General features: G+C 39.0%; 17 protein-coding genes. 10 read left to right on the top strand and 7 right to left on the bottom strand.

Annotated features, from left to right (window positions below; all coding sequences use genetic code 11):
• Positions 1-23 precede the first annotated feature (23 nt).
• The 7 genes from DKG80_RS08025 to DKG80_RS07995 all read left to right on the top strand — a co-directional run bounded on the left by DKG80_RS08025 (position 24) and on the right by DKG80_RS07995 (position 4972).
• Positions 24-1280 (top strand): DUF819 family protein, encoded by a 1257-nt coding sequence (locus tag DKG80_RS08025; RefSeq protein WP_109830793.1) that lies wholly within the window; start codon positions 24-26, stop codon positions 1278-1280.
• A gap of 118 nt (positions 1281-1398) precedes the next feature.
• On the top strand, positions 1399-1605 hold the full coding sequence (locus tag DKG80_RS08020) for a hypothetical protein (protein WP_109830792.1): 207 nt from the start codon (positions 1399-1401) through the stop codon (positions 1603-1605).
• Between the two features lie 132 nt (positions 1606-1737).
• Positions 1738-2541 (top strand): SprB repeat-containing protein, encoded by an 804-nt coding sequence (locus tag DKG80_RS08015; protein WP_109830791.1) that lies wholly within the window; start codon positions 1738-1740, stop codon positions 2539-2541.
• Between the two features lie 203 nt (positions 2542-2744).
• The gene (locus DKG80_RS08010; protein WP_162555757.1) at positions 2745-3098 is read left to right on the top strand and encodes a hypothetical protein; all 354 of its coding nucleotides are present in this window, start codon (positions 2745-2747) and stop codon (positions 3096-3098) included.
• Positions 3098-3631, top strand: a complete 534-nt coding sequence (locus DKG80_RS08005) for a YceI family protein (RefSeq protein ID WP_162555756.1) — start codon at positions 3098-3100, stop codon at positions 3629-3631. The genes DKG80_RS08010 and DKG80_RS08005 overlap by 1 nt, the downstream gene beginning before the upstream one ends.
• The gene (locus tag DKG80_RS08000; RefSeq protein WP_109830788.1) at positions 3631-4506 is read left to right on the top strand and encodes a DUF5777 family beta-barrel protein; all 876 of its coding nucleotides are present in this window, start codon (positions 3631-3633) and stop codon (positions 4504-4506) included. The genes DKG80_RS08005 and DKG80_RS08000 overlap by 1 nt, the downstream gene beginning before the upstream one ends.
• Positions 4507-4588: 82 nt before the next feature.
• Complete coding sequence (locus tag DKG80_RS07995; RefSeq protein ID WP_109830787.1) at positions 4589-4972, top strand: hypothetical protein; 384 nt, start codon at positions 4589-4591, stop codon at positions 4970-4972.
• Positions 4973-5023: 51 nt separating this feature from the next.
• On the opposite strand, the gene DKG80_RS07990 is transcribed toward DKG80_RS07995, so the two are convergent.
• From DKG80_RS07990 to DKG80_RS07980, 3 genes are read right to left on the bottom strand one after another with little or no spacing between them, the layout of a single operon-like run.
• Entirely contained in the window at positions 5024-5602 is a 579-nt protein-coding gene (locus DKG80_RS07990) for an NAD(P)H-dependent oxidoreductase (RefSeq protein ID WP_109830786.1), read from the bottom strand.
• A 57-nt stretch (positions 5603-5659) separates the two neighbouring features.
• Positions 5660-6223: a Crp/Fnr family transcriptional regulator gene (locus DKG80_RS07985; protein WP_109830785.1), complete on the bottom strand. Its 564-nt coding sequence runs from the start codon at positions 6221-6223 to the stop codon at positions 5660-5662.
• A 6-nt stretch (positions 6224-6229) separates the two neighbouring features.
• On the bottom strand, positions 6230-7792 hold the full coding sequence (locus DKG80_RS07980) for a transglutaminase domain-containing protein (RefSeq protein WP_109830784.1): 1563 nt from the start codon (positions 7790-7792) through the stop codon (positions 6230-6232).
• 175 nt (positions 7793-7967) lie between these two features.
• Between DKG80_RS07980 and DKG80_RS07975 the strand changes: the two genes are divergently transcribed.
• A complete protein-coding gene (locus tag DKG80_RS07975; RefSeq protein ID WP_109830783.1) occupies positions 7968-8498 on the top strand; it encodes a peroxiredoxin family protein in 531 nt (176 codons plus the stop codon).
• Positions 8499-8577: 79 nt separating this feature from the next.
• On the opposite strand, the gene DKG80_RS07970 is transcribed toward DKG80_RS07975, so the two are convergent.
• From DKG80_RS07970 to DKG80_RS07960, 3 genes are all read right to left on the bottom strand, one after another.
• Positions 8578-10245 carry a sulfatase-like hydrolase/transferase gene (locus tag DKG80_RS07970; RefSeq protein ID WP_109830861.1) on the bottom strand — a complete coding sequence of 556 codons (1668 nt, stop codon included), beginning with the start codon at positions 10243-10245 and terminating at the stop codon, positions 8578-8580.
• A gap of 10 nt (positions 10246-10255) precedes the next feature.
• On the bottom strand, positions 10256-12070 hold the full coding sequence (locus tag DKG80_RS07965) for an arylsulfatase (RefSeq protein WP_109830782.1): 1815 nt from the start codon (positions 12068-12070) through the stop codon (positions 10256-10258).
• 452 nt (positions 12071-12522) lie between these two features.
• Positions 12523-12894, bottom strand: coding sequence for a VOC family protein (locus DKG80_RS07960; protein ID WP_109830781.1), 372 nt, complete (start codon positions 12892-12894; stop codon positions 12523-12525).
• A 48-nt stretch (positions 12895-12942) separates the two neighbouring features.
• Here DKG80_RS07960 and DKG80_RS07955 point away from each other — a divergent pair, with 48 nt between their 5' ends.
• Positions 12943-13362: a DUF1801 domain-containing protein gene (locus DKG80_RS07955; protein WP_109830780.1), complete on the top strand. Its 420-nt coding sequence runs from the start codon at positions 12943-12945 to the stop codon at positions 13360-13362.
• Positions 13363-14011: 649 nt separating this feature from the next.
• On the opposite strand, the gene DKG80_RS07950 is transcribed toward DKG80_RS07955, so the two are convergent.
• Positions 14012-16585 (bottom strand): outer membrane beta-barrel family protein, encoded by a 2574-nt coding sequence (locus DKG80_RS07950; RefSeq protein WP_109830779.1) that lies wholly within the window; start codon positions 16583-16585, stop codon positions 14012-14014.
• Between the two features lie 353 nt (positions 16586-16938).
• Between DKG80_RS07950 and DKG80_RS07945 the strand changes: the two genes are divergently transcribed.
• Positions 16939-19083, top strand: a complete 2145-nt coding sequence (locus DKG80_RS07945; RefSeq protein WP_109830778.1) for a methyl-accepting chemotaxis protein — start codon at positions 16939-16941, stop codon at positions 19081-19083.
• The last annotated feature ends 65 nt before the right edge of the window (positions 19084-19148 follow it).

Below are 19148 nucleotides of genomic sequence, written 5' to 3'. Positions count from 1 at the left end.
CAGCTAATAGAAAATATTAACAAATGAAAGAAGTGCTGATCACGAATGACGCAGTGGTTTTTGGACTATTGATGATCATCCTAGGAGCCATATTTAAAACCAATAGCTCTAAACATCCATTTTGGGTGAAGTTCTACGGAGTAGTTCCTGCGGTATTACTATGCTATTTTATTCCGTCAGTATTCAATTCTCTTGGTGTCATATCAGGAGATCAGTCCAAATTATATTTTGTAGCCTCAAGGTATTTGTTGCCAGCCTGTTTGGTTCTGTTGACCTTGGGAACAGACTTCAAAGAAATTTCGCGTCTAGGAAGTAAAGCTGTCATTATGTTTTTGACCGGTACGGCAGGGATCGTACTAGGTGGTCCATTGGCTATACTACTATTTGCAGCAATAGCGCCAGATGTAGTAGGAGGATCATTGGATGATATGTGGCGAGGTATGACTACCGTGGCAGGAAGTTGGATCGGCGGAAGTGCTAATCAAGCTGCGATGAAAGAAGTCTTTGAAGTCGATGATGTCATGTTTTCCAAGATGGTGACTGTAGACGTATTAGTAGCCAATATATGGATGGCACTGTTGTTCATAGGCGTGGGTAAAAATAAGAAAATCAACAAATGGTTACAAGCGGATGATAGCTCTATCAATGATATCAGACAAAAGTTAGAAACTTACAGAGCAAGTATTGCTAAGATTCCTTCTTTGAATGATTTGGTGATGATGTTAGCCATAGGGTTTGGAGCTACAGGGTTGGCACATTGGATCGCAGACTATGTTTCACCAGCCATAGTTGAATTATTTCCATCATTATCCGAGTCTGAAAACCCATTTTCGAGTTTGACGAGCACTTTTTTCTGGATTGTAGTGTCAGCTACCACAGTTGGGTTAATTTTGTCATTCACGAGATATCGTAGTCTCGAAGGAGCAGGAGCTTCCAAGATAGGAAGTGTATTTATTTACATAATTGTTGCTACCATCGGGATGAAAATGGACGTTTTGGCCATACTAGATGCTCCTGAACTATTCTTGCTAGGTATAGTTTGGATGTTGGTTCACATAGGGTTGCTTCTACTAGTAGGTAAATTAATCAAAGCTCCATTTTTCTTTATCGCTGTAGGCAGTCAGGCCAATGTAGGAGGTGCGGCTTCTGCGCCAGTTGTTGCTTCAGCGTTTAATGCTTCTCTAGCACCTGTAGGAGTATTATTAGCTGTGTTGGGATATGCTTTAGGCACCTATGCAGCTTATTTTTGCGGCGTTTTGATGAAGATCGCCGCACTTTAATCGCTAGGCATAACCTTACGATTTATTCCAATTCCCCCTAGTGCAGGGGAATTTATTTTACCTCTGAACGTTTTACGAACCTTGACTGTTTTCAATTTGAAGAACAATTCGTAAACATATGAAGTTTCTTTTTTTAGCTCTAATCAGCGTTTCTGCATTGTATAGTTGCTCTAGTGAGCGACCTGCTCTTTCTGAAGATTTATCTTCAGATATCTATGATTGCCATACTGCTAAATCAAAAAGTAATAATGAAAATGGAGTTTGGGAAAAATTTCCTTGCTTCGTAAACGATCAAAAAAATAGCATGGAGTATTTAGGATCATAATCCTAAACAAGACACTCCTTCAAAAATTACCAACATTTCCATTCCTTCGTGATACAACATCGAATTAATTGAGTTAATTTAACTTGGTTGACCAACTTTTGTTAAAACAACTAAGACCCAAATTAACATTCGATGAAAAAAACACTCTATTCCTTAGCCTGTGTATTAGCCCTTTTATGTTCATGCGAAGACGAAAACTCGTCTGATCAAGATGAGATCAAAGTAGACTGTAGTGAATCAAGTTTGTCATTGGCAGTCAATAGCACCACTCAGGCAGACTGTGACGCCAACGGTACAGTCTCTCTAGCTGCCAGTGGAGGTGAAGGTGAATACACCTATACCTTAAATGGTGTAAGTAATTCCAATGGTCAATTTGACGGGTTGTTAGCCTCAAACTATACCGCTACCGTAAAAGACAAAGTAGGTTGCCAAGCCACTCAGTCGGTGACAGTGGAGCCGTCAGAAGATGCCATTAGTCTTAACATTTCTCTTGATGCATCTGCTGGCTGTGGAGGTAGTACTGGAGGGTTTTCGGCTACTGCTACAGGAGGTACTGGTGAAATTCAATACAGTTTAGAAGGAGCTAGTTTTAGTACTGAAGCTGTTTATTCTAATCTAGAGGCAGGAATCTATGAATTGATGGTGAAGGACGAAGCAGATTGCCAGATTACTCAGGAGGTGAAAGTACTCAGCGGAGTAAGCTATGATGCTCAAGTAGCTGATATTATCATAAATAATTGTGCGATATCTGGTTGTCACTCTTCAGGGGGACGAAGCCCCAATCTATCAGTATTTGGTAACGTACAGTCGTTTGCTGATGAGATTAAGTCTAGAACACAAAATAGATCGATGCCTCCAGCCGACAGAGGTTCCCTTTCTTCGGAACAAATTGACCTCATTGCTTGTTGGGTTGACGATGGAGCTCTTAGCAATTGAAGCTCCCCGACGAAAAGCGACGGGGTATCTTAGCTATTTGATTCCTCGACCTTAGAGTTGGGGAATTTGACCCAATGGGCTATCGCCCTGCGATTAAAAAATACTTAGTGATCAACCAGCTTCCAATTATTCATATTTTGATAAAGGAGGCATCGCTGAATTTCTTAGAAGTTCCATTTAATTATTGCAATCAATTAATAAATATGAAAAAGAACTTAGCACTTATGTTTTTTGCAGTACTAGTATGTGCTGCTTGTTCCTCAGAAAACGAGGAGGATTTAGGAATTACTCAACCAGGGACTATTACTAGAGAGGATCGGGTTATTAGTTATCAGACTGAAGTAAGTCCAATCGTCAGTACCAACTGTGCCATATCGGGATGTCATGTTGGAGGAACTGGTCTTCCTAATTATACCAAGGATGAAAATTTTGAAGCAGATGCTAATCAGATCAAAATAGAGGTTACTAGTGGTAGAATGCCAATAGGTAGAACACTTTCATTTGAAGAAAGAGATATTATAGTCTCATGGGTAAATCAAGGAGCAGAGCTAGATTAATGAGAGCGGTATTATTAGTTTTTCTACTATTGGGTGCTTTTGTAGCAGATGCTCAGAAGTACAAGTCTGTTAGTTCGAAAGTACACTTCTTTTCAGAGGCACCTATGGAGAATATTGAGGCTGTTAATTCGCAGTCTCAAAGTGTATTTGATGCTGAATCGGGACAAATAGTATTCTCTATTCCTGTTGATCAATTTCAATTTGACAAGAAATTGATGCAGGAGCACTTCAATGAAAACTATATGGAGACAGAAGACTATCCGACAGCTACTTTTAAGGCTCAGCTTCAAGATTGGAAAGGTCTATCATCATCTCAAACTGCCACGGCAAAAGGTGGATTAGATGTACATGGAATTACCCAAAATCGGGAAATCGAAGGTAAGATTTCTAAGACCAATGATAAAGTAATGGTCGATGCAAAGTTTGTGATAGAACTGAAGGATCACAAAATCAAGATTCCTAAAGCAGTCTTTTATAACATTGCTGAAAAAATAGAAGTCACTGTACATTTCGAATACGAACCAATCAAGTAATGAAAAAAATAGTTTTAGCACTGGCACTTTTTAGTGCTGTATCAGCCTATGGTCAGGATGATTTGATGTCTATGCTGGATACAAAACAAGAGTCCAAAGAAGTAACGAGTACTTTCAAAGCTTCTCGATTAGTAAGTGGACAAACGGTGAGGACACTGGATAAAAATACGTTGGATTTTGTGATCAATCACAGGTTTGGCGCAATCAACTCTGGAGTAGAAGAGTTTTGGGGACTGGATGATGCACAGATTCGTTTGGGATTGGAGTATGGCGTGACAGATGATCTTATGGTAGGTATTGGTCGTTCGTCGTACGAAAAGACTGTAGATGGTTATCTCAAGTATAAAATTCTGTCTCAGCAGACTTCAGGAGTGCCAGTAACCGTCACAGGTTTTGCGAGTATGGCAATCAAGACAGACAAAGATGCTTTTGCTGATCCTGACTATGATTATAGCTTTTCGCAGAAGACTTCCTATGCGTATCAGCTTCTAGTGGCTAGAAAATTTAACTCCAAACTATCGCTTCAACTCATGCCTACTCTTATTCATAGAAATTTGGTAGTGACTGCTAATGATTCTAATGACGTAGTAGCTCTAGGGGTAGGAGGTAGATACAAATTCACACCAAGGGTTTCTTTCAATGTCGAGTATTATCCTCAATTCAATAACACTGATGACTATACTGACGCGCTATCTTTAGGAGTAGATATAGAGACTGGAGGGCATGTATTTCAACTTCATGTCTCCAACTCTAGAGCAATGATTGAAAAAGGATTTGTAGCAGAAACTACTGGCGAATGGGGAGAAGGAGATTTGTTTTTTGGCTTTAATATATCTCGTTCGTTTGCTCTAGGGAAGAAGAAAAAAGACTGGTAATTTTATCGCAATGCGATAATAGGTTAAGTAAAATTCTCTGATTAGTTCAGGGAATTTTACGCTTATCATCTTTTACTTAGTCATGACTCCATCTCAAATAGCTAAAATTATCATCAGTACTCTTAGTCTGGTGCTCTTGTTTCATTTAAGTATTGTTACAGGTGTTGTGCCATTTGACATGGTTTGGGGAGGTAGGCTGAAGACGGTTCAGGAAATGTATGCCTTTGAGTTGTTTTCGATAGCCATCAATCTGATAATGATAGCTATAGTATCGATGAAGGTCGGTTTCATCAATCAACTCCTCTCTCCAGTGCTCGTCACAGTCTTTCTGTGGATTTTTGTAGGGCTTTTTGCTCTTAATACTGTCGGGAATCTCTTTTCTCTTAACTCCTTGGAAGCTATGATTTTCACACCGATCACATTCGTCCTTTCTATACTTTTCTTTTTGCTTGCTAGATCTAAATGAAAATCACGACTTGAATAAAAGTTGATTCGAGTCGTGATTTGTTAGTAAATACTATAATCCGCTCTTTCCCAAATCTTTCACTTTCTCAATCCACTTAGTTCTAAATTCGATTGTGGAGTTTTTGATAGGTGCGATATAGGTGACCTTCACAGGGTTGATACCACAATACTGCAAGGTTCCTTTTTTGAATTGATTAGTAACAGGACTACCCATCCAAAGCCTTTCGTACCAGCGTGGAGAATCTGCCGTAATGATTATTCTAGAAGATTTACCCTCAAGTAATTTTTTAGGAAGTGGTTTACCCTCGATGGGTTGGTATGTGATACCAGGTAGAAATGTACGGTCAATGAAACCTTTCATAATCGCAGGGTAGCCATACCACCACATAGGGAATATCCATACGATATGGTCAGCTTCTTTGATTTTGGCTATTGATTCCTTGAGATCAGGTTCTAATTCAGTTCGTTTGCGATAGCCATGAACTAGGCTAGGGTTAAAGTTCAGGCTTCCAATTGATATTTCAGAATATGAGTAGCCTTCTGTCTTAAGCCCTTCCTTATAAGCTTCGAATAGTGCTTGATTATAACTTTCAGGATCTGGATGGCCGTTGATGATAAGAATCTTTTTCATGTCTTCTTTTTTCTAGCAAACCAACGATGATTGCTTACTAAGAAAAAGGACATATGTCTAATTCGATATGCCTTTGCGAATCCTGCTTAGGTGTCTTTGAGTGATTCCGAGATAAGAGGCTATGTAATTCAGTGGGATCATATTAAGATACTCCGGTTGATTATTGAGTAGATCTTGGTATCTCTTTTCTGCGGTTTCTCTTTGTAGTTGGAATATTCTAGCTTCCATGTCTATGTATTCCAGTTCTGTTAGGTGTTTCAGCATTCTGAGCCAATTGGGACTAGTAGCCTCCAGTCTTTTGACTTCTTGCCATGAAACGCTCAACAGCTTGAGGTCTGTCAGAGCTTGAATATTCTCAGATGTCGGAGTTTGGGAAATGAACGATGAGTAAGCAGCTAAAAATGAATTTTCGGATCGGAAACAATAGGTAACTTCTTCACTGGTGGAAGAATAGTAAAAAGATCGTGCTATTCCTGATTGAATAAATGAGACTTCCTTAGCTACTTGGCCTGCTTTGATATAGTAGCTCCCTTTATTTACAGTTTTGGGACGGAGGAGGGATATAAAAGATTCTATTTCATCTGAAGTAAGAATTTCAAAGGATTGAAGGAATTCTTTCATGATGGATTAAAATTCAAAATTTAAGTTCTTTTTCATCAAGCTGCTATAGATGTTTTCTTTTTCAGTGGATTCAATTTCTATCAGGATGAAACTATCGCCTTGTCTATGTATTATTTGTGTTTTGACCGGAGAATCATCTTTTATCATTTGATCTTTAGAGTCTAAATCGATGTATTGATTTTGTAAGAAGCTCTCTACTTCCTGTCTATCGAGTTGCCGTATTCTGATAGACTCATCTTCGTCCCCTTTGAAGAATTCTATCACACTAGGATCATTGTATTTTACTAACACGAACCTTTCTGGTAGCTCAAACCTTATGCCTAAGCTTTTGTTGATGTATTCATTCATTAGATAGGAAACGACGTTATTGTCTTTGATTCTCCTAGGTTTTCGTAGATATAAAAATTCATCGATTCGAATTTCAGTTGGTTTACGGTAATTCATCAGTTCATTTGGACCGTTTGCCAGTGAACTTGTACTGCCGATGAGCCGCAATGAGGTAGATGCTTCTGGAAATTCAAAGTCAAAGGTTTTCCATTCTCCATCGAGGCCTACTTCAATCCATTGATGCGGGTGCCATTCAGCCTTATGGTATACCCATCCAAATACTATTCTAGTAGGAAGGTAAAGGGTTCGTGACATACGCATTAACATCAACCCTTCATTGGATATAGTACTGTCTGACTTAATTAGCTTCATGAGCTCATATACCTTTTGTTCAAAAGCAATTTTGTTTCGCCGGATAGGGTTTGTCAATTTTCTAAGACTGTTGGGAAGAGGCTGTACCCAGTTGTTGAACGCAGTAAATTCCTCTATTCTAGTTTGATCGACAGGACTGAAGCTATTGTCAGTAAGCTGTTTTTCCTCAATGAGGCTATCGTAAGTGATTTTGATATTTATGCCGTTGATGTTACTAGGGTCAGGTAGCCAAAGGTTCGACGGAATAACCTCATAGAACCGTTTTTCATACAAGGAATTAATGGAGTCTTTGGGGATTGATTTTCTTATTTTCATGACCCCCATAGGAGACAGAAAGGCACTGCTGTATAGATTGAAATTACGATCGTAGATCGAGGTCAAAGATTGAAATGTAGAAGAGTCTTTTACTACCCAATATTTTTTCGCATTGATGATTTTGTAGTCTGTAATTTTTCTAGACCATTTGATAGGTTGGCTGTTTTGATCATAGATACTGCTGTAGACTATAGAGTCTTCAATTTTTTTTAGGCTGTTAGTGCTGGTTTTCTGAATGCCTTTTATTCCTAAAACTAATAAGGAGTCTTGTAGCCATTGAGATGGAAATGAGTCAGTACCGACAGTAATTGATTGTTTGAAAGATCTGAGCGTGTCACTTACTTCAAGATAAACTTGGTGTTGGCTATACCTAATAGTGTCTTCTAGTCTAAAAATCTCAATCAAATATTGCGTTTCGGTTTTGACAGAGTCTATTGAACGGGTCGATGATATTTGGTATGATCCGATTTTGACATCGTTGAGTAATACGGTGTAGTCTTGAGCGATGCACCAGTGCGTCAGGAGGCTAATAATTAGTAGTACAGAATATCTCATATTGTCAATTGCATTTCAATATTACATAGAGTCTGCTATACAAATAATCATCTTTTTAGAATACTTTCTAATATGCAACAAAGACGTGTTACGTTTAATATCACTTCCACTCTGGCACAATTCTTTCATTCATTGACTAAGTTTATGCCTAGATCGAGAGATAATCCTTTTTATTATGAAATACGCATATACCATATTTTTTACACTTTGTTTGAGTTTAGCTGCTTTTGCTCTTGAAAAGGGTGAAAAAGCTCCCGATATCATTCTTCAGGATGTGAATGGTAAGGAAGTAAGGCTATCCTCTCTTAAAGGCCAGGTGGTATTGCTAGATTTCTGGGCATCATGGTGCAAGCCTTGTCGAAAAGAAAACCCAATGCTGGTAAGAATGTACAATGAGTACAAGGATGTAGAGTTTGAAAATGGTAAAGGCTTCACGATTTATAGTGTATCTCTAGACATGAAAAAGGAAGCGTGGGAAAAAGCAATCGAAAAAGATGGATTGGTATGGGATACGCATGTATCTGATTTGAAAGGCTGGAAAAGTGCCGCGGCTAAGACTTATAGTATCCGAAGTATCCCGCAGAGTTATTTACTAGACGGAGATGGTAATATTATCGCTGTTAACCCTAGGGGTGAAAGACTTGAGAAAGAACTTAAGAAGTTTAAAAAGTCTTCTTCTATTCTTGGGGGTATTTTCAGATGGTAGTTGAATACTGTCTCAAAATTTAAGGCCTCTGAACGTTCGTCCAGACAGGTCTAATTTTGAGACAGTATATTAGAAATTTTTAATGACCTGTACCAGCATTACCTGCTTCCAACTTACTCGTCGCGGTATATCTAAACACCTTAGGAGTTCCTTTTCCTCGAGCTGCGGTTAGTTCTTTTTTCCATACAGCTCTCATCTCCTTAAGTTTAGTTTCATATTCCTTTTTACTCACTAGATTAGTCACCTCTTCAGGATCTTCTTTCAAATTAAATAGCTCTTCATAGTCAGGTTCTTGTCCTTGAAGAGAAGACTCTGCTAAAGTTCTGTAGAAAGGAATCTCATTGTCATGAACAGCATAAAGCATTTTGTTGACAGGGATTTTCATTTCTTTAGCGATTCTGATTTTCTCAGTAGCAGGATAGGAGATATTTTTATAATATCTAATATACTTCCACTCGTTATCCTGTACGGCTTCGATTTTAGGGTTTCCAAACTGAGTAGACCATAGATTTTCCGTGTATGTATACTCACGAGGACTATCATTGTCTCCTTCTAGGAATGACGATAAGTCTTTTCCTTGGAATGAAGACGGGATCGGTATTCCTGCTAGGGTTAGCATAGTAGGAGCAATATCGATGGTAGATACAAGAGCGTCTGTTTGTCTTCTATACTTCTTAGGCATTCTTGGATCCATGATGAACATGGGTACATGTGTAGTTACTTCATAGCAAAGCGCCTTTCCGCCGAGTCCAAATTCACCCATGAAAAGGCCATGATCACTGGTGAAAACGATAACAGTATTTTTATCCAGACCTTCTTTCTTTAAAGTAGCCAATAAGTTGCCCACCATTCTATCAATACCAGTCATGGCCTGATACATCCTGATCATACGTTCTTTAGTATCTTCTTCCGTGTCAGAATAGTTGTAACCAGTTTGTCTTTGCTCCGCTCTAAGTACATCTGAAGGTATTTTTGGGTTTTTGATATCCGCTTTGGCGACGTAGTTGTTGGGAAGCTTAATCTCTTGATCTCTGTATAGAGATTTGTAAATCTCATCATCTGTTTTCTTCATTTTCATACTTCCCGTACCGTTTCCGTGTGGGAGATTGAAACAAATGGATAACATGAATGGCTTGTCCGATGGGCGTGCTCCTAAAAACTGTACTGCACCGTCTAGTTTTTGATCATTCGTCAGGAAGTCCTGAACACCTTCGTCGATGACTTCTACTTGCGTATCAAATTCTGCATTCTTGAAGATATCGTGTCTTTTCTTAGGGTAGAAGCTCAGGTGTCCATGCCCTGCATACCAGTAATCAAAGCTCTTTTCCATTACACCACTTTGATATCCTCCTTTGCCAATAGGCGCATGGTTTTTGCCAATCCACCCTGTATAATAGCCATTGTCTCTCATGACTACTGGGTAAGACATGCTCCATGCCTCATCGTTTACAGAAGTCCCAGAGTTGAAATTGACACCGTGAGTTCTTTCGTATTGGCTCAGAAGAATGGAAACTCGACTAGGAGTGCAGATCGCACTAGTGACGTGTGCATTGTTGAAAAATACAGATTCAGAAGATAGTTTATCTAAGTTCGGAGTTTTTACTACTTCATTACCTGTAAAGCCCATATAGTTGTAAGGCTGATCATCTGTCAGGATGAAAATAAAGTTCGGTTTATCACTACCCAATCCAGCTTGAGCTAAATATGATAATGATACTATTATCAATGTCAATATTGATTTATTCATGTGTTTGTGCTTAAAGTTTTGTGATTCTAGCATAGAATGCAGCATATCGCTTACCATCTTCTTCTGCAAACCAAGTTCTAAGTTGATGTTTTCCCTTTTTAAGTTCTACTTCCATAACTGCGGCTTTGGCATTTGGATCTATGTCAGTAGACACATCTAGACCATCTATAATCACACCAGCTGTTTTTATTGGTAAAGCGACACCTTCTTTGAAAGCTACTACCGTAGTGCCAGGCACTGCTGGTTTGATAGGAAGACCAGCTGTCAATGGAGCTTCGACTTCTGGAGGCCATCGGAGCAACTCAAACTTATACTTGCCAGATTCCAAAACCTCGACTGCGTAATAACCATAGGTCTTGAACCCAGCTCGCATTTTTTCAGCATTCCAAGGAACAGATTTGTGTCCATCTTTTTCATCAAGGTGGACATCATGAGCTCTTAGTAATGTCACTGGTTCATCTTCGTGACAAAGTGGGAAGTGAGGAGTATTAGCGAATGTAGGCTCTAAATCAGCCCAAGTTTGCTCATAGGCTTGTTGAAGCTCTTTGAACTTTTTAGGGTATTTATCTTTGATATCTAATTTTTGACCTGGATCATCAGATACATTGTACAGCGCTTTGTTGTTGACCATTCTCCAAGGTCCTTGCATGGTAGCACATTGCTTATACTTCAATGGAATTTCCTTACGCTGATTATCTACAACTAAAATTCTATCCTCCAGTTTCTTTTGTTTTCCTTTAGTGATAGCGTCTATGATGCTAGTGCCATCATAAGGAACCGGAGATTTATAATCTATTCCTACCATTTCTAATAGGGTAGGCATCATATCAACATGTGCTGTTAAGTAATCAATATCCTTCCCTTTTGGTAAGTTACCATTAGGCCACTTTATGAAAAAAGGAACCCTGTGACCTCCTTCATATTCACTGGCTTTTTTTCCCTTCATACCTGCGTTGTAGCCACCAGTCACTTCTTTCGTTTTCCAGTTCATTTTGACACCACCTGCGGTGCCATTGTCGGTCATGAATATAAAGATGGTATTATCTGCTAGCCCTTTTTCATCCAAATGCTTTTGAAGTTTACCAATGTTTTCATCAGCATTAGCAATCATGCCGTAGAAAATCGGGTTGGGGATGTTTTTATTGTCTTTGTACGGTTCTACATATTTATTGTCAACATAATAGGGGCCATGTGGCGCATTAGTGGCGATGTATGCGAAGAATGGCTTACCCTCTTCGGCTTTTTCATCGATGTATCTAGTCGCTTCTTCAAACCATACATCAGTACAGTAGCCCTCGTATCTTTCTTGCTTACCATTGTGGACATAGACATCATTGAAGTAGTCATTGTTCCAATAGTCATGTTGTTGTCCAACACCACCGCCAAGGTGACAAACCACCTCCTGAAAACCATTGTCCTCAGGTCTAAATGGATAGTTGTCCCCCAAATGCCATTTTCCGAATATTCCTGTCGCATAGCCATTGTCAGATAATACCTGAGCAATAGTGATTTCGTTGTCTCTTAGCATTGATCTGCCAGAGATAGTGTGCCACACACCTGTCCGGTTGTTGTAGTGTCCTGTCATGACAGCAGATCGTGTAGGGCTACAGGTAGGACTCACATGGAAGTTGGTAAGACGAGTACTTTCAGTGTATAACTGGTCGATATTAGGAGTTTTGATCCACGGATTACCATGACATGCTAAGTCGCCATAGCCTTGATCATCGGTGATGACCAGCACGATGTTGGGTTTATCGGAGCTAGCGCTATACGCCTGTAAGGTAGCCACCATAGCCAATGTGAAAAGTAGTGTTGTTAGTCTCATATTAATCTGTTGTTCATTTTGTGAGGTTGCATCTACGGAAAAATATTCAGGGTTTTTCCATTTATCAGCAAATCACAATTTTAGTTTTATATCATAGATTGGTATAGCAAAAGTAGCCCTGTGCCTTTTTCAAAGGTGGAAAAAACGGAACAAAGAAAGAGGTGTAATTATATCTGATATAAGATCTTATTCAATTTCTTGTGATGAGACAATATTGAGTAAAGGCCTTGAAGGATATCTTGTCATTACAAGAGGGGGGGAATACTAATCTGAACAATTTATCCCTATCAGGAGGTTACTAGTGATGTATTTTAGTATTACAACTTGATTCCTAAACCAAAGGACTCAAATTGTTATTTCATCACATAGTAGAGTTAAATTCATTTTGAAGTTTAAAGCCGTCTCGACTCATCATCGGGACGGCTTTGCTTTTTACAATTATATTTTGATATCTAAATATGCTGATCTACTAGTATGGTGTTACCGTCTGGGTCAGAGATGATAAAACTTGCGGGTCCAGAACTTGTTTCGTCTACTTCAGATTCTAAAGCGATACCTTTCGCTTTCATTTCTTTTTGAATCTCTCTAATGTCAGTATAGTTGAAAAGCTCCTGAGCTTTGTCATCCCACCCAGGGTTAAAAGTGAGTATGTTTTTGTCGAACATACCTTGGAACAAACCTATGGTGCTGTTGCCGCTTTTCATGATCAGCCAGTTTTGTTCGATATCTCCACCGAAAACCTTGAACCCTATTTTTTCATAAAAGTCTTTTGATGCATTAATGTCTTTGACGGTAAGGCTGACTGAGAATGTACCAAGTTGCATAGTATTGAAATTTAATTTTACTTAAAGTTACAAATCAATCCGTCAATCATGCACTTTAAGACTAATCCTTCTGTTCAAGAAAAGTTTGATAAGTATCCTGATCACGTTCGTGAAAAAATGAATGCTCTTCGTGAGTTGGTTATTGAGACTGCTCAGGAAGATGAGCAAATTGATACGCTTGAAGAAACACTCAAATGGGGTGAACCCAGCTATGTGACCAAGCATGGAAGTACGCTACGTATGGACTGGAAGCAAAAAACGCCAGATCAATATGCGCTATACTTTGTCTGTACAAGTAAGTTAGTTTCTACATTTCAGTTCATCTATGGAGACTTATTTCAATATGAGAAGACCAGAGCCATTTTGTTGCCTCTGAATGGTGATGTGCCTAGAGAAGAATTGAAAGCGTGCATTTCAAAAACTCTAAATTATCATAAAATCAAGCACTTGGATTTGTTAGGAGGTTGAGAAGGTAGATGATTTGTTTGGTTTGATTCATCACCTATAGATCGGACTAAATGAATAGAAGATGCTCATTTCTTTAAATCAGAGTAATCATTTCGGAATTTCAGGTTGATAAATATCATCCTCAAATACTTACTAAGAGCTCCACGTCAGTCAAATAGAGCTTCATGTTTAGCATGGAGCATGTACTATACAACATACCCCTGATTTTACGCCTCAAGGTTCATCTGAAAGTCTCCTGCAACTTGCAGCACCTTTTCAGAACTATCTGAAACCTTCCTGCAGCCTGCAGCGACCTGTCAGGTAGACCCGAAACCTTCCTGCAGCCTGCAGCGACCTGTCGGGTAGACCCGAAACCTTCCTGCAGCTTGCAGGAGCCCGTCGGGTAAATCCGAAACCTTCCTGCAACCTGCAGGAGCCAATCGGGAAGACCCGAAAGCTTCTCGCTACTTGCAGCACACCTTCGGGAAGGTCCTGAGAACCTCTTGCTATATGCATGAATGTCTTGGAGTGTCGACTAACCAACGAGGTTAATTCATTAATTATTGAGTTGAAAGAGAGAAGGGAGTAGTAGCATAAAACAAAGCCTCTCTCGAAACTCGAGAGAGGCTTTGAAGCCTTTGTAATGTTGGTAAAATCTAAAGTCTTGAGATTAAAATTCTTTAGATCCGAATTCCGATTTAGCAAATTTTGCCTTGTTCTTGAACTTTGTGAAGTTGTAGCTGATATTGAACATCACCCAATCAGTCTCATAGACATAGTTCGTAGTAGTGTAGAACTTATTGAGTGTTCCCGTATTTGGATCTTCGTAGCCATCATAGTTCCAGGTACTGATACGCTGTTCGTTCGTATCCAGTAGCCCAGCATCCATATGAAGCCACTGAACGCTAGTAGTTAGTCTGCCATCTAGGAATGATTTTTTTACTGTCAAGTTTGGACTGTAATATCTTGAATCTTCCCCTTGAGCTGTAATACGCTCCGAAAGATAGTTAAGAGACCAGTTCACGCTAAGTGTCTCTGTGATACTATAAGTGGTGTTGATGTTGAAGCTGTACTGCCAAGCATCTGGATTGACAGGGATGATGATCTCTTGAGCGTTTGAAATACTTCTATCTCGATATCTAAAAGTGCCATCAATGGTATAGTGATATACATTACCTCCTGCATACAATTTCCATTTATTGGAAAGTTTTAGGTCACTGCCTAATTCCAGCCCTATAGCTCTACCGGTACCTACATTAGAATATATTCTATTCAGCACAGTGTCACTGTCAACTGTATTGTTTCTATTGATTAGATTTTCAGTATTCCTAAAGTAGAGGTTGGCAAAGAAAGAGTTTGCATCTCCAAAGTCTTTTACGATGCCAAGTTCAACCAAATCGATGAACTCAGGCTGCAGTTCTGCATATCCTTGCTCTAGTGTCTCAGAGTGTTCCTTCTCCTTGAAAGGATTCATTTTGAATGTTGTGGTTCTCTCTACCCGCTTACTGTACGCACCTTTGATCCTCAAGCCTTCATTTACCGTGTATTGTAAGTTGGCAGATGGGAAGAACCTAAAGTAATCTCTATTGAGTGTAGTGTAATCCACCTCACTGAAGCCTTTGTACTCAAGAGTTCTTGCCATACTCTCTGCTCTCACTCCAGCACCATAATCCCAAGCACCCTGCTTTCCAGAAAGCTGAATGTATCCACTGTGTAATGTACGTTCAAGGTTTAAATCACTTGTATAAGCAGGAACTACATTCCAGATACCAGAAGTTAAATCTTGGCTTTCATATAAGAACTCTCCTTGGTGATCTAGATGTCTGAATTGATAACCAACTTCCCAAGTTCCATAAGTGCCAGGTTTGAATTGGTAGTCTAAATTGAACCTGTAACCATTTAACGGATTGTCATTCGTGTTTCTTTCTCTATCGATCAATTCACTGTTCAGAGGAGATCTAGAAAAATCGTTGGTTTGATTATCATTGAAAGTAGGTCCTCCAAGTAGTGTATACTCATATAGGAACGAAGTAGAGATTTTAGACTTATTGACGAACTTGTGAGTATAATCCAACGCGCCAAGAGCGAAATCTCCAGTTCTGTTTCTGGAGTTGTGATTGTAGTATTGATTACTTCCTATTACTTCTCCTTCAGGAATGCTTGAGTTGATATTGTTGAAATAGTGAATGTCGGCAAGACGAGTCTTGTCCTTCACACCACCATAGAAACTTACATTGAATTCATCTCTGTTGGTAGGTTGAAACCCAATAGCAAGTCTTCCAGAGTAGTTTTTTTCATCAAAGCTTCTTTCTCCGTCAGATGGGAAGTCAGTTCTCTTGCCAGAAGTGCCGTTGATGTCATCATAGACCTCAGTCCATACTTCGCCTTCTCTTCGACCAGTCTTGTCATTTCTCAGGTAACTTCCACCAAGAGACCAGTTCCACTTACCTTTTTGCTGGTGAACAGTAAAATCTGCACCATATCTATAGGCAGGGTCAGCATTGTCATAATTTTCGATACTAGGAGCGCCTACCTTTACATTTACCTGAGCATAAGTACCGTCAGTAGCACTTTTACTGGTAATGATATTGATAATACCAGCTTTTCCTTCCGAATCATATTTGGCAGATGGCGCTGTAATGATCTCTACATTTTCTACCGCATTGGCAGGCAGCTGATCTAGTATCATGGAAGGATCTGACTGGACAGGTTTTCCATTTAATAGTACTACAAACCCCTTAGTACCTCTCACAGATAGTTCTCCCTCACCATCTATACTCACTGACGGCATATTTCTCAATACATCAGTAGCAGTTCCTCCTTCGGCAGCTTGAAATTGATCGGCTTCGAAGACTTGTCTGTCAACTTTGTGAATGGTATTTAGTTTCTCACCAGTTACTTCGATTTCTGCGAGAAGCTTTTCATCGTGTTTAAGGCCTATTGTGCCAAGGTCAGTCAGTCTATTTTTTGAAACTTGTACGTTTGACAAAGTCATAGTCTCAAACCCCATGAACTTAGCAGTGACATAGTAGCTGCCAGGTTTTGTGATAAGTTCGAATCTACCATTGGCATCAGAGATAGTACCACTTACTAGGGAGCTATCTTTTATGCTATATACTGCTATACTAGCAAACTCAATAGGAGAAGAGGAGGTGTTGTCTAATATCGACCCTTTGATTCCAGATTGGGCATAGACCATCGCTGCTGATAACATGATTAGCAGCACTGCACTTAGTTTTTTCATTTTGGATAGTATTTCAATAACAATTCAAATTGAGTATAGTATGAACTGTCACAGCTATGAAAGTAGTAGGCTGCAATATTCGGTTAATAATTCGTAACTCAAATAGAATTTTTCTTCTGACTATAGTGGTTTTTTATTTTACCCCTGAATTCTGATCAATAAATAAATTGAAATCAAAGTCAATGAGATCAATCAAATAAGCATATTCATTATTGAAATTCAGTCAATATTATATCCTTAGCTAAAATAGGCTTTACCACTTAGATCGATTAAGAGAATTCCCTATAGATAGCCTTGTGATGCATGCATAATTTTGCTCCTTAAAATCACTACAAGTACAATTCAATTCAGCTATGTCTACTGACCAAAAATCAGGAGAAGATAAGAGAAGGTTAGTGTCTATTCGAAACTTAAGTCTTAAGTTAAAACTAACTTTCGGAGCACTACTTTTCTTGTCATTTTCTATCCTTAATTCCTTCTTGATTTCACATTACAAAGAGCTACAAAAGGCAGATGGAGTAGTGATTGATTTGGCAGGCCGTCAGAGAATGCTATCTCAGAGAATAGGTCTTTTAGCATTTCAATACCAGATGGATAGTTCGACAGCTGAGGAATTACAAAAAGTAATACAACTGTGTGATACTTCTCTTGAGGTTTTAAAAAATGGAGGTAAAGCTCCTGCAATGAATGAATCCATGATTTTGCCACCAACAACTGGGGAATCTCTTAATGTGCTTTTGGCAGCAGAGGGGTCTTGGAGAGATTATAAGTTAAATGCTCAGAAAGTAATGTCTCAAGATAGTATGGCGATAGTTTCAAGTCTTCAACACTTGAAAACAAACGCTCAACCGATGTTAGCCAAGTTCAACAACCTTGTAAAGGCATATGTAAAGAGTAGTAAGCAAAAACAGCAAAGACTTACTGATCTTCTCTTACTGTTTTTAGTTATTAATGTAGTCTTGGTGGTACTGATGTATTTGCTAAGCTCAATAGTGGTAGTGAAACCAATTGATAGAATGAAAACTATCATAGAGAAACTGTCACAAGGTAAACTCAATAATCAAGTCAAAATAAGAGCCAATGATGAAATAGGTCAAGCCATGATGCAACTTCAAAAACTTGATCAAAACCTTAGTAAAGTGGCTAAAATGGCGACTTATATTAGTGAAGGGAATTTAGATACTGAATATTCACTTCTTAGTGGAGAGGATGAACTAGGGAGAGCACTGATCGATATGCAATCCAAACTGAAGCTTGTTTTAGATGAAATGAGAGAAGTCGTCTATGAAGCTGTTGAATATGGAAATTTCAAGACTTTGATTCAGGAGCAGGGTAAAAGTGGAGGTTGGTTAATCATGACATCTTCGATTAATAGTTTACTCCAATCCATTTCTTATCCATTAGTTGATCTCAAAGAGCTAATGAATAAAGTAGCAGACGGAGATTTTTCGCAAGCCTATAAGGGAAATGCTAAAGGACAAATTAAAGATCTAACGGACGCACTCAATTCTTCATTGTCGAAGTTGAGTGAGACCATGAATCACATTATGCAAAATGCTGAAGAGGTTTCTCAGCAGTCCTCAGAGATTCAGGATTACAGCAGTCAAATGAATACTGCAACTTCAGAAATAGCTATAGCAACATCTCAAATGAGTGAAGGTGCTCATGATCAGGTAGTCAAAATAGAACAAGCTTCTAGAATGATTGAAGATATAAAACAGTCAACAGAGCGTGTCAATGAGAAGTCCAATCATATTCATGAAACGGCCACTCAAGGTGTAGGAATGAGTGAAGACGGTAAACGCCTTTCATCTGATATGAAACAAGTGATAGATACTATTGCTGGGTCGTTTGATCAGACTAACTCTTCTATGAAGCTATTGATGGATAGATCCAACGATATAAACCGAGTACTTCGTGTGATTTCAGAGATTGCTTCACAGACCAATTTATTGGCACTTAATGCAGCCATAGAGGCTGCACAAGCGGGGGATTCAGGGAGAGGATTTGCAGTAGTAGCAGAAGAGATAAGAAAATTAGCAGAAGACTCAAGAAAAAGTGCTAAAGAGATTGAGCAGCTTGTAGGAGCTGTCATTACCAACACTACGGATACCAATAACCTCTTATCTGGAATGACTGAGAATGTAGAGAAGGGTGTTCATGTAGCTAAAGAACTTAGTGATGTTTTCGATGCTTTCAATGAGGTGTCTCAAGAAACACTAAAAAACTCAGAAGAAATAAAAGTTGCTACAGATATCCAAACAGACTATGTCAAAGAGGTTGTTTATAAAACAGAGTCTGTGATTGTGATAGCGGAAGAAACAGCAGCAGGTACTGAGCAGACCATGACATCAACACAACAGTTGGCTACTGGAATGGAACAATTGAAGTACAATTCTCAAACTTTTAATGGTATTGCTGAGAGTCTGAAAAAGGAATTAGGAGAGTTTAAATTAATGGGAGAAATCGATGAGAGGCACTTAGTTGAAGTAGCATAAGACATCTAAGGAATTACTTAAAATGCCGTTTTGTAATAAAGAAAAGCCCAGAATTGAATTTCAAA

It is taken from the genome of Reichenbachiella versicolor (genome assembly GCF_003171675.1).
Lineage (GTDB): Bacteria > Bacteroidota > Bacteroidia > Cytophagales > Cyclobacteriaceae > Reichenbachiella > Reichenbachiella versicolor.
The sequence above is the reverse complement of the archived record's forward strand: the minus strand, read 5'-3'. Positions and strand labels throughout refer to the sequence as shown.